This window comes from Paenibacillus sp. Y412MC10 (assembly GCF_000024685.1).
In the GTDB taxonomy this organism is placed as follows: Bacteria; Bacillota; Bacilli; order Paenibacillales; family Paenibacillaceae; genus Paenibacillus_AQ; species Paenibacillus_AQ lautus_A.
This window is the reverse complement of sequence record NC_013406.1, coordinates 5,135,370-5,147,754: the sequence shown is the minus strand read 5'-3', so window position 1 is coordinate 5,147,754 and position 12,385 is coordinate 5,135,370. Positions and strand designations below refer to the sequence as shown.

At 51.6% G+C, this 12,385-nt stretch carries 9 protein-coding genes; 5 read left to right on the top strand and 4 right to left on the bottom strand.

Going from position 1 to position 12,385, the window contains the following annotated elements; genetic code table 11:
- Positions 1 to 92: 92 nt before the first annotated feature.
- Positions 93 to 896, bottom strand: a complete 804-nt coding sequence (locus GYMC10_RS22485; protein ID WP_015736657.1) for an N-acetylmuramoyl-L-alanine amidase — start codon at positions 894 to 896, stop codon at positions 93 to 95.
- 147 nt (positions 897 to 1,043) lie between these two features.
- Between GYMC10_RS22485 and GYMC10_RS22480 the strand changes: the two genes are divergently transcribed.
- A complete protein-coding gene (locus GYMC10_RS22480) occupies positions 1,044 to 1,235 on the top strand; it encodes a YqzE family protein (protein ID WP_015736656.1) in 192 nt (63 codons plus the stop codon).
- A gap of 298 nt (positions 1,236 to 1,533) precedes the next feature.
- Here GYMC10_RS22480 and GYMC10_RS22475 read toward each other — a convergent pair whose 3' ends face one another.
- From GYMC10_RS22475 to GYMC10_RS22465, 3 genes are all read right to left on the bottom strand, one after another.
- Positions 1,534 to 2,649, bottom strand: a complete 1,116-nt coding sequence (locus tag GYMC10_RS22475; RefSeq protein WP_015736655.1) for a hypothetical protein — start codon at positions 2,647 to 2,649, stop codon at positions 1,534 to 1,536.
- 145 nt (positions 2,650 to 2,794) lie between these two features.
- The gene (locus GYMC10_RS22470; RefSeq protein ID WP_015736654.1) at positions 2,795 to 3,757 is read right to left on the bottom strand and encodes a YqhG family protein; all 963 of its coding nucleotides are present in this window, start codon (positions 3,755 to 3,757) and stop codon (positions 2,795 to 2,797) included.
- Position 3,758: 1 nt separating this feature from the next.
- Positions 3,759 to 5,516, bottom strand: a complete 1,758-nt coding sequence (locus GYMC10_RS22465; protein WP_041622036.1) for a DEAD/DEAH box helicase — start codon at positions 5,514 to 5,516, stop codon at positions 3,759 to 3,761.
- A 421-nt stretch (positions 5,517 to 5,937) separates the two neighbouring features.
- On the opposite strand from GYMC10_RS22465, the gene GYMC10_RS22455 reads away from it, so the two are divergent.
- The 4 genes from GYMC10_RS22455 to GYMC10_RS22440 all read left to right on the top strand — a co-directional run bounded on the left by GYMC10_RS22455 (position 5,938) and on the right by GYMC10_RS22440 (position 12,374).
- Complete coding sequence (locus tag GYMC10_RS22455) at positions 5,938 to 8,580, top strand: adenosylcobalamin-dependent ribonucleoside-diphosphate reductase (protein ID WP_410002348.1); 2,643 nt, start codon at positions 5,938 to 5,940, stop codon at positions 8,578 to 8,580.
- 225 nt (positions 8,581 to 8,805) lie between these two features.
- Positions 8,806 to 9,942, top strand: coding sequence for a GntR family transcriptional regulator (locus GYMC10_RS22450; protein WP_081746250.1), 1,137 nt, complete (start codon positions 8,806 to 8,808; stop codon positions 9,940 to 9,942).
- Between the two features lie 527 nt (positions 9,943 to 10,469).
- Positions 10,470 to 11,420 (top strand): ABC transporter permease, encoded by a 951-nt coding sequence (locus GYMC10_RS22445; RefSeq protein ID WP_009590053.1) that lies wholly within the window; start codon positions 10,470 to 10,472, stop codon positions 11,418 to 11,420.
- Positions 11,421 to 11,453: 33 nt separating this feature from the next.
- On the top strand, positions 11,454 to 12,374 hold the full coding sequence (locus GYMC10_RS22440; protein WP_015736650.1) for a carbohydrate ABC transporter permease: 921 nt from the start codon (positions 11,454 to 11,456) through the stop codon (positions 12,372 to 12,374).
- The last annotated feature ends 11 nt before the right edge of the window (positions 12,375 to 12,385 follow it).

Below are 12,385 nucleotides of genomic sequence, written 5' to 3'. Positions count from 1 at the left end.
TATTGATGTTAGTTTTTATAACATAAATATGGGTTTAAAGGCCTGGGAGTTGGATTCTGTAGGCCAGACGCCCAACAAAAAACAGCTCCAATTTAAAGAGCTGTTAAATAACTGATAATCCCGTCAGCAATGGCTTCGGCAATCATCATTTGGCCGTTACGGCTAGTCAACAATTTCCGGTCCTCCATATTGCTGAGGAAGCCGGTTTCCACGATGACGGCAGGTACTTGGGTTTGATTGAGCAGATAATAAGGCTTGCCTACCATGATGCCATTGTTGCTGCGATATACCAGATTCAACTGTTCCTGAATGGTTTCCGCGAGCAAGGTGCTTCGGCCCTCGGATTGATGCAGTACGATGCCTCCGCGCTTGGACGCATTTTTCCCCCAGTTCACGTGGACGCTGACTACCAGCTTGGTCGGGATTTCGCTGCTGAGCTGCTTGCGCTGCGACAGATCGCGGCGATGCCTGGAGGAACTTCGATGCCAGCGGTTATCGTCGCTTAGCGCGTAATCGGCGTCGCGATTCAGCACGGCATGATAGCCTTCCTTGCGTAGCAGCATGAACAGTCTGCGTGAAATGGCCAGATTGATATCTTTTTCGAGAATGTCTCCATGCGACGTTCCGCCGTCGATTCCGCCATGGCCCACATCGATCAGCACGACATCATGTGCAAATGGGTGGAGGTGTTTAAGATGTGATTGGTCGATTTCCCGTCCTGAGGAATGGGTTGATTCCGGCGTTTCGGACATAAGCTGGGCTGCCGGCATCACTTTCGGATGAACGGCATGTGCTGGAAGCTTCAGGGCCTGCTTCTTTACTGGGCTTGCTTCCGTGACAGAACCGGGGAGTACCAGCGTCAAGAGAAGCAAACATACTCCTGCTGACTTAATCATGATGGATTCCTTCTTTCACGTAAAATTTCGGCTTTATTAGAATGTGCATTAGGCAGAAAAATCATGCCGTTAAACAGGAGTCTAGAATCGGTCGGAATGGAGCACACTGATACTGGGAAGTGGACAAACCATAAGGAGTTGATTCGTATGGCAAGCGGAGATGAATTGATCAAATATATTACCGAACGCGTGGTTAACTATATAGATACGCCTAAGGAAGTTCGGCGCAGGGCGAAGGTGAAGGAATCCTGGACCACAAGGTGGTTTGGCATGATTCCGTTCTCCATGTCGCTGTGGAAAGACGACGTATCCTCCAAGCGCAAAAAAAAGCAAAAGTAAAGCTGCTGCTGTTCATTTGCTGTATGTTCCTTAATGAAGTCAGCTATTGTACAGCGTGCGCATGGCACCCTGTGCAGCCAGATGCCAGACTTGGGGCATGTTTTTGCATGGTATTGGCTGGCAGTCGACGCTTGGAAGTACGGAAGTACGCACTGAAAAAAACAGGTGAAACGATGAAGGACGCGGGCCCTGATAAGGGCCGCGTCCTTTTGTCCGTCTGGGATGCTGAAGGCATGAGGGCTTGTGGTTGGTTCGCATGAATGACGGACTTGTTAGCCCGCTTACTTGTACTTTCGCGTCATTTGGGTTGAGCATAGAACTGGCCTTGTCCGATCAAGCGGGATGCCGGCAGGAAGCGGAAGGTATCTGTGTTCCGCAATGGAACCGACACATAGAGCGCTGCCGAATGCTTCTGAATCCCTGTCGACCAGCGGTGCCACCCGTTTAAGGTAAAAGGGGCTCCGAAAGCGGCGTTGCTATTTTTGGACTTGAATATCAGGCTGGAGTGCTCCTGCAGCAATTTACGCAGATCGGCACTGCTTCGGGCCGTCAGATTGCTTGAGGCCAGCCATAGCAAATTATCGTAAGGATCCCGGGAATCGCCGGCTGCAATGGTTGGCGCACCGGCAATCCAGCGAGTGGATGAAGTTACCAATCCTTTGCTTGCCGCCGGCATCGAAGCCGATACCGGCTTGACCGCCGTCGTTGTCTGCTTGAGTTCAGCCGGAAGGACTTCGCTATTCAGTGCACTGATATAAACCGGCTTCTTGCCGGGAAGCTGAACCTGCCAGACAGGGGATACGTCATACAGCTTGCGCACGCTGCTTCCCTTCGGCAAAGATCCGCCGGCCTTCAGAAATCCCTCGGCCGCAAGCCGTTCATTCAGCGGTGCTTGACTGAAGGGAAGGGTGGAGCCGATCCCGTATTCGCTCAAGATATATCCACCGTCTTCTCCTGCGCTGATAATCATGTAGCCCTGAGGCAGTCCCTGATCGGAAATCGTGACCAGCCAGCCGTGCGTGCCCGGACCAAGTGGGGTGAATTCCAGCTCTGCTCCGTCCCAGGCAGTAAATGGCGCATGCACCGATAGTTGATCCACGGTCTGTTCTGCAAAGTCTACCAAACTTTCCGGTACTTGAGCCCGGGCGCTGCTGTAGGCGAGGCTGGATGCAGACAGGACAGCAAGCAGAGCGTCTGCCGCACTGACGGCGCTCGCAGGATTGGGGGTGTCTGCTTCACGAGCCGCAGCCATGCCTGCCTGCGGGTGGGTCGTGCTGAACCACAGGAGTGCCGTTACGATGACGGAGGCAGACCACCTTAGATATTGGATAAAGCGTTTGTTGTCGATTGATTTAGGTTTGCGCTTGTTGTCCTTGTCATCCTGGTAATGGGGTTCCATGTTCCACAGCTTCAAATCGCTAACCGCCTTTCCTTGGCCCTTACGCGCCATGGATGTGATGGAATCATCATATCGGACAAGCTCTGCAAAGGCTGTTGCAAGCTGTCGCGGCAGGGGAAGGGAGAATGGTTCTTTTTTTGCCTGCTTTTGTAGAGAGGCGTCATGAAGACGCGCCCACGGGCGAACACAGATGAAACAGACCGCAGGTTATGGCGGACAGGCTCACTTTCGGCTCGTACTGCCACTGCATTTCCGACCGGCGGTTCTTGTACTGCTCCTCGATTTGCGCCTTTTTCTCTTCGTCCTGCTCTTTGAGCAAATCCTCGTAGTAGCCGTCGATGACCACCAGCTCGTCTTCGAGGCGTTCTTTAGCTTTCGCCGCCCAATCGTAATCCAGCTTGCTCAGTTTGTTGATCAGATGATTCTCCAGGGCAGCTACGGCCTGCTCAAGGGTGAGAGCCGCCGGTCTGACGTGAACGCTCTCGGGCAGGCGTGGAGTCAATTCGCGCCCATGCAGAATGGCGGGGAAGTCTTCGGTAATCGCGCGGCTGGACAGCGAGATTCCGAGAAAAAACAATTCCTCCCGCTTCAGATCGCAGCTGAACTCCACCTTGAAGCAGACGCCCAGCCACTGCTCATAAGGCGTGGAACGGCCCCGGGGACGCGGTTCTGCATCCCGCTGCTGGAACAGATACACGCATTTGCCCTCTTCGCGGGAGGCATTCCAAATCTGGGCCAGCCGGCTGCTGCCGTAGCCGATATTCTCCCGCTGAATCCGGCCTGGCCCCAAGATCGGCAGTACCGGGGCGTTCCCGTAATAGCGCGCCAGCAGCGGATCCTGTGCAGGTGCGTTAAGCTGGGTTTTGGCTTTGGCTTCTTCCGCCTTGGCGAGCCGTTCGTCGTATTTTTCCGGATCAAACACGAAGTTGAACGACAGCGTTTCGGCGGGAGCCCCGGTACGTTCCACGAACCCCCAGTAATAGGGGCGGTTGGTGAGCATTTTGTCTGCCTGCGGCGACAGTTTCACGGTGACATGCTCGGGCGATTTTTCGATGACGGTGCATTCGGTGGCTTCCAAATAGGCCATGAAGTGCTGCTGCACCTCCTGCGGCGTCATGGTCATATTAGGCTTCTTCCTCTCTGAGAGTTTCTTCGGCCGCGCTTTCCAGCTCGACGTCCTGCTTGATATGGTGAATGGAGTCGCCCAATGTGCTGATGCGCTGGCGGATTTCATCATCATTGCCGGACTCCAGCATGATTTTGTACAGGCTCTTCTCGATCGATTCCTTCTTCTCGAAGCGCTCCAGGATAACGTCAAGCCCGCCGATGACCATCTCGAACATGTTGATCTTCTCGTGCAGCAGGTTCAGGATATGCTCCTCGATGGTTCCCGAAGTCGACAGGTTGTAGATCTTCACGTCATTGGTCTGGCCTAGACGGTGCACGCGTCCGATCCGCTGCTCGACCCGCATCGGATTCCAGGGCAGATCAAAGTTGATCATATGGTGGCAGAATTGCAGGTTGATGCCTTCGCCGCCGGCTTCCGTCGCGATCATGACCTGCGCTTTGCCGCGGAAAAGGTCCATCATCCAGTCCTTCTTGCCGCGGTTCATGCCGCCCCGGTACGGGACGGAGACCAGCCCGTGATCGCGGAAATAATTGAGCAAGTATTCCTGCGTGGCCCGATATTCCGTGAACACGATGACCTTCTCGTTCATTTGCTGAATGAGCTCGATGGCTTTTTCCGCCTTGGTGTTTGCTTTGATGGCCTTGATGAGATAGACGAGCTCCCAAATTTTATCGCGCAGCGGAGAGTCCTCCGGCAGCTTCTTGGACAGATTAACAAGGGTCACGAAGACGGCATCCCGGCTGCTGCATACTTCCCGCTGCAGGGTGACGAGCGACAGCATACTGCTTAAATTTCCCCCAGCTGCCTGATACTGATCTTTGACGAAGGACGTAACGCCGTCGTATAATGACTGTTCTTCAGGCGAAAGGCTGAGTCCCACGTTGCGGACGGACCGCTTCGTGAACTTCACTTCGCCTTCGCCCCGACGGTTTCGGATCATGACCTTGGACAGCTCATCCTTGAGCTGGTCCTGGTTCTTCGGTCTTCGTTTATCCACGACAAAATTAGCGGCAAACTGTCCCTGGCCGCCAAGCTGGCCCGGTTTCAGCAGCGTGATGAGATTGAAGAGCTCGCTGAGGTCGTTCTGCACCGGCGTGGCGGTGAGCAGGAGACAGTATTTTTTGCGCAGCTTTTGGATGAATTGATAATTGGATGTTTTCTTGTTCTTGAGCTTGTGCGCTTCATCGATGATGAGCATGTCGTATTCCTGGTTCAGCAGAATCTCCTGATGCGGATCGCGCTTGGCCGTGTCCATGGAGGCGACAACGATGTCATTGCCCCAGGAGTATGCTTTTTTCTGCGCGACCGCGGGAATGCCGAACTTGGAGTTCAGCTCGCGGACCCATTGCAGAACCAGGGAAGCAGGTACGAGAATCAGCACTTTGGATACCAGTCCGCGCACGATGTATTCTTTTAAAATAAGACCGGCTTCAATCGTCTTGCCAAGTCCCACCTCATCCGCCAAAATGGCTCTGCCCGACATCTCGAACAAAACGCGTCTTGCGGTATCGGTCTGATGGGGGAGCGGGGATAAACCGCCAAGGTGCTTGAGGCACTGCAGTTCTTCAAAGCTTGTAACGAGGCGCGATTTCTCGCCCTCAACGGCAAGCTGGGCCAGACGATAGTCACCCCAAGGGCCTCCTTTGTCCAGTCGGCCAGAGAGATCGTCAAACCAAGAACGGTCGATCTGCAATGGAACGGGAAGGCGCGGGTCGAAAATCATGCCTGAGTCGGCAGATGGCTGTTGGTTCATGTCGATCTCCTCCTGTGATGAAAGATTCCGGGCCAGCGGTGTATATGTAGTATGGACGAAAAAAGAAGTCTTCATAACCTTGCACGGATTCGGCAGCCGCGGAATACCTTATAGAGCGCACGGCTGCTGGAATTGGATATTTTCATCCTTTTTTTTCATAGGGATCAGCGAAAAAGAGAGCGAGAGGAAGAAAGCGGAAGCTTGCGCGCGGGAGCTTGGAACTGTCGGCTTAATTTTCACATTATCGGCATAGTTAACCTATATATAGTGTAGTATAATGAATAAATAGCACTATATGTGGTGTATATAGTGGTTTTGGATGTTTGACCGGCTACATAACAGGTTATGTTGTTGGTGAGCACATACTTGGGAATCTTTTAAATTTTATATCTTATATAGGAGGTAGTTGCACTTGAGTACGATGCAGAATCAGCGGCTGGAAGGTTTAAGCGAGAAGATCTTTTTGGACCGGTATGCCTGGAAGGATGCGGACACCAACAACGCCAAGGTCGGCGACGTGGTGCTCGTGCTGACAAAGGATGATCCTAAATTTCCGACCAAGGAAGTTGGCGAAATCGTGAAACGCGAAGGCCGCAAGGTCACCGTGAAGACACGGAAGGGCGAGCTTGTGGAGTCGGATGTGGAGAAGCTGACGTTAACCATCGAGAAAACGCCGGAAGAAATGTGGGATCGACTCGCGGCCGCCATGTCATCGGTTGAGGCAACGCCGGAACTGCAGGAAGAGTGGCGCGGGAAATTCCGCGAGATTCTGGATGATTGGAAGCTGGTCCCGGGCGGACGGATTGCGGCCGGAGCGGGTGCAAGCGATGAATTGACGCTGTTCAACTGTTACGTCATTCCTTCCCCGAAGGACAGCCGGGGCGGCATCATGGAAACCCTGAGCGAGATGACCGAGATTATGGCGCGCGGCGGCGGTGTCGGCATCAACTTGTCTTCCCTTCGTCCTCGGCGCGCGATCGTTAGAGGCGTGAACGGCTCCTCCAGCGGTGCGGTATCGTGGGGCGGATTGTTCAGTTATACGACAGGCCTGATCGAGCAGGGCGGAAGCCGCCGCGGCGCGCTCATGTTGATGATGAACGATTGGCACCCGGACGTGGAGGATTTCATTACGGTGAAGCAGACGATGGGACAAGTCACGAACGCGAACCTGTCGGTATGCGTCAGCAACGATTTCATGAAAGCCGTGAAGGAAGATCTGGACTGGGAGCTCGTGTTCCCGGATACCACCGATCCCGATTACGATGAGCTGTGGGACGGCGATTTGGATAAATGGAAGAAAGCCGGACGCCGCATCATTCCATATAAAACGGTTAAAGCACGCGAGGTATGGCACACCATTATCGAATCCGCATGGAAATCGGCAGAGCCGGGCGTGGTCTTCATGGAATACTACAACCAGATGTCCAACAGCTGGTATTTCAACCCGATCATCTGTACCAACCCTTGCGGCGAGCAGGGACTTCCGGGCTGGGGCGTATGCAACCTGTCCGCGATGAACCTGTCGAAGTTCTACGACGAAGCGAATCATGACGTCGCATGGGATGAGCTGGCTACGACGACGCGTTACTCCGTGCGTTTCCTGGATAATGTCATCGACCGGACGCCTTACCATTTCGAAGAAAACGAATTGAACCAGAAAAAAGAGCGCCGCGTAGGCCTCGGAACAATGGGTCTGGCCGAGCTGATGATCAAGCTGAACATCCGTTACGGCAGCCCGGAATCGCTGGAGTTCCTGGATAAGCTGTATGGCTTCATCGCGCGCGAAGCGTATCTTGCATCCGCGGATATTGCCGAGGAGAAGGGCTCGTTCCAGGCATTCGATGCCGAACTGTATCTGCAAAGCGGTTTCATGAAAAATATGGCCGAGGTGTATCCGGAAGTTGCCGAAGCGGTCCGCAAAAAAGGCGCCCGCAACGTTACCGTCATTACCCAAGCGCCGACGGGAAGCACGGGTACGATGGTTGGAACTTCGACGGGCATCGAACCGTACTTTGCCTTCAAATACTTCCGTCAAAGCCGTCTCGGCTTCGACGAGCAGTTCGTGCCGATTGCTCAGGATTGGCTGGACAGCCATCCGGGCGAAGAGCTTCCGGACTATTACGTCACCGCGATGAGTCTCTCCGCCGAGGATCACATCCGCGTGCAGGCGGCGATTCAGCGCTGGGTGGACAGCTCCATCTCGAAGACGGCGAACTGTCCGTCCGACTTCACGGTTGAAGATACGAAACGCCTGTATGAGTTGGCATTCGATCTGGGATGCAAAGGCGTTACAATCTACCGCGACGGCAGCCGCGACGTGCAGGTCTTGCAGACGGAGAAAAAAGAAGACAAAGCCGCCGAAGCGACAACAGCTTCTACCGCGGAAGCGGCGCTGGAGCAAAGCGCGGCAGGCCAAGCCGCTGAGGAAACGGCGAGCGTGGAGCCGGCTGCTGCAAGCGTGGTCGTGACAGCCTCGCCGAGCAAGAGCGGACTGGATAAACAATACAAGAAGCGTCCGCAAGTGCTGCGCGGCGCAACCTATAAAATGAACACGCCGTTCGGCATGGCCTACATCACAATCAATGATCTGGACGGCATTCCAAGCGAAATCTTCCTGAACGTCGGCAAAGCCGGATCGGATGTGTTCGCGATGGCGGAAGCCCTGGGCCGCGTATGCTCCCTGTTCCTCCGTTACGGGGACCACGGCAACAAGGTGGAGCTGCTGATCAAGCACCTCAAGGGCATCGGCGGCACCGGCGCGATCGGCTTCGGCGCGAACCGCGTCGAGTCCATCGCCGACGCCGTGGCGAAGGCGCTCGAGACGCACGTGGCCAACAACGCCGAGGCGGATCATGACCATGATCCGGCACCGGTCGCAGCCACGATGGCGCCTGCCGATGCAGGCGAAGGCGGGGCAACGGCAGCTGCGGGCCACGGCGGACATGGCGCGCACGCAGGCGGCAGCATGTCGCTGGATTTGTGCCCGTCCTGCGGCGGGGCGTCCTTGATTAACATCGAGGGATGCAAGACGTGCGGGAACTGCGGGTATAGTAAGTGCTCTTAAGGAAGTCGTAGGGAAGAGCTCCCTCCGAAATTTGATTTTCCCGCGTAAGCTAACGAATATGATAGATCAATAAAAAAACAGCGGCAGTCAGGACTTTATTTTCTCGTCCATGGCTGCCGCTGTTTCCATAATTAGAGTATGGAATAAAACGCTTGCACCATTCGTAACGTATATATTAAACATATTGAATGAAATGTGGTGATTCAATTGAGCTCTACGGAAAGAATGCCATTGTATCAAAGGGTTCAAGAGTATATACGCGACTTGATATCGTCGCAGGTCCTGAAGGTTGGAGACCGTATACCTACGGAAAAGGAACTCATGGAGCGTTTTGGAGTAAGCAAGATTACGGTCGTTAATGCCCTGGCCGGCTTGGTTAACGAAAAAATCATAACCAGGGTGCCCGGAAAGGGGACTTTTGTAAGCGAGCCCGAATCTCAAATGCCGGCCACTCCTCCTATAAGTACCGCAAAACCTGTCCATAAGACTAGCGGAGAAATGGGGACGCGGTTGATAGGGCTCATTATGCCCAGCATTTATGATTATTTTACGATTCGGCTTATACAAGGTATTCAGCAAGCACTGAATGAGAACGATTACCGCTGCGTTATCTATTTATCAGAGGGCGATATTGATAAGGAAAAAGAGGCGATCCAGACATGCAGTAACATCGGAGTGGAAGGGTTATTGATTTTCCCGGTGGACGAGGAATTATTCAACGAGGAAATATTAAGCATGAAATTTGCGGGGTTTCCGTTTGTTCTCATCGACCGTTACCTTCCCGGGGTGGAAACGCATTATATCGCATCGGACGGCAGGCTTGGCGCTAACATGGCGGTCAATTACCTGTGGGAGCTGGGGCATCGTGATATCGCCATCTGCTCCGATTCGCCCATACAAACCGTAACCGTTCAAGAACGGATCGATGGATATATGAATGCCTTCAAGGAAAAGGGGGCACTCATTAACCCTGCCCATATCGTAACCGGTTTTGAAATCGGAAGCCTTGAGCAAACCCATCCATTGTACCGCTATATCAAAAATCGAATGGCAACGGCTTATATTACGCTTAATGGAATTCTTGGAGTAAAAATCTATCAGATTGCGCGTCAAGCCGGATTGAAGGTGCCTGAGGACATTTCCATTATCAGTTTTGACGATCCGACTTCCATCATCGAAGGATATAGCACGTTCACGCACGTTAAACAGTTTGAACGAGACATGGGCTACCGTGCAGCTTACACGCTGCTTGAGGTGATTAACAGTGAAGACGGGCAACACGGAAAATTCGTTAAAACCCTAGTGGAGCCGGAATTGGTCATTGGCGAGACGACGGGAAAAAACCTTTCATCCACTTCATGATACCAACATCTGCTTCTTCCTATATATGCAACCTAATAACGAGTCCGATGCGCTTTCTATTCGAGCCTGACAATGGAAGCGATGGCTGCGCGGACTCTTTTACTAGGTCAGCCATAACTTCCTCTCATGAAATCCCACCCCATAATAGTTTCCCAAAATCAAATCAATAAAGAAATCCAACAGAAGCTCTTCCATCCATTCGCAGGTCGCTACATCTCAATATCATACTTTTGATCAGACCCTTTTTTATAAGGATATATTGAATATAATGTAACCTTGCCTAGGAATAAGAACGCCTCAAAAGAAGGAAGGGAAAAGGGCTCTTCCCCTGTTTATCTATACCCTAAGGTTACTTTTTACCCAAATGAAGAAATTGTGGAATGTTTCCTACATCATATTGAATATATTTAAACTATAAAATTGAAACCGCTTGCAGTGAAGGAGGGGGAGAGAGTCGCTATAACCCGTCGAAACGAAAAGCCATCTATAAAATCCCATACGACGAAGATGTAGGAGGTGTTCGGAGAATGGTACCAAAGGGTGCTCTTATCCCTGGATTTGAGCAATTAAAAAAGAATAAGAAATTAACTAGAATATGGTATTTCAGGCATATATATTTATTTTTGCTTCCTGCGATCATCTGGTTCCTGGTGTTTGCTTACTATCCGATGTACGGCATTATCATCGCATTCAAAGACTACAAATTCAATTTGGGGATATTGGGGAGTCCGTGGGCGGGCTTTAAATATTTCGAGCAGTTTTTAAACGATTCCAGTTTTTATGATGTGCTCCGAAATACGTTATCCATTAGTGCCCTTAAACTTATTTTCGGATTTCCAGCTCCCTTGATCCTAGCCTTAATGCTCAATGCCGTCATGCACAAAAAAATCAAACGAGTGTTTCAAACGATTTCCTATCTTCCGCACTTCGTTTCGTGGGTCGTTGTCGTTACCTTGCTTCAAAAAATCCTGTCTCCGAACGTAGGGCTTATCAATGACATTCGGTACCAAATGGGTTTGGATCCCATCTTTTTTATGGGAAAGCCGGAATTATTCTATCCATTGGTCCTCATATCCGACATCTGGAAAGGTGTAGGCTGGGGTTCGATCATTTATTTAGCCGCGTTAACGAATATCGATCCACACTTGTATGAAGCAGCGGAAATCGACGGGGCTGGAAGGTGGAGCAAACTATTTAAGATCACGCTTCCATGTCTTACGCCAACGATCGCCATATTGCTTATTTTCTCACTCAGCGGAATACTGAACGCGGGATTTGACCAAATCTGGCTGATGCAGTCCCCGGCAACCTTAAGCGTCTCGGAGATTTTGGACACTTATGTCTTAAAAACAGGCCTCCAACAGGGGCAATTAGCATATTCCACGGCCATCGGTTTATTCAAATCTGCGATCTCGCTGCTGCTCATTGTTGCTGTCAATAATATATCCAGACGCGTGAGTAACGTATCGTTATGGTAATCAGCTAGCACTGAAGATGAGGAGGTGTGTGTTATGGGTGCAAGTAGGCTGTCGCCGGCAGACAAAATGTATATGACGCTTAACTATGCGGCGCTGCTTTTATTCTGCGCTACGGCGCTATATCCATTTATCTATTTTCTAGCCCTGTCTTTCAATGACGGTTACGATGCGATGAAGGGGGGAATCTATTTTTTCCCTAGAGTGTTTACATTAGAAAACTATGCAAAAGCTTTTAGCAACACTTTGATCCTAAATTCCTTCTATATTTCCATTACCCGAACCCTTGTGGTTACGGTTGCCTCCGTGTTTTTGACGGCCTTATTAGCCTACGCCCTTTCGCGGAAAGGTTTGCCGGGAAGAAAATACATCGTATTCTTCTTTTTCTTTACCACGTTGTTCAGCGGCGGACTGATTCCGACGTTCATCCTGTTTCGGCAAATCCACATCCTGGATACGTTTTGGGTGCTGGTGCTGCCGTCCCTATATAACTTTTTCAATGCGATTATCATGAAAACCTTCTTCGACGGGATCCCTGAAGGTCTGTCGGAATCCGCTCGAATCGACGGCGCAAGCGAGTTGTCGGTATTTGCCCGAATCATTCTGCCTCTATCGATGCCGGTGCTTGCTACCATTGCTTTGTTTGTCGGGGTGGGCGTGTGGAATGACTGGTTTACCGGTCAGTTTTTCATACAGAATGAAAAGCTGCAGCCTGCCGCTACGTTCCTGAACAAGATGATCAGCGAAGCGTCTTTCCAGTCGATGACGTCGTCGTCGGGAAATAGCGGATCCGCCATACAAAACATGACCGAGACGCAGATGGAACTGCGAGGCGTAACGCCGGAAGCCTTGCGGATGACATTCGTCATCATTATAACGACGCCGATCATCTGTGTGTATCCGTTTCTTCAGAAATATTTTGTGAAAGGCGTACTGGTAGGTTCTCTTAAGGAGTAGTCGGTATAAAA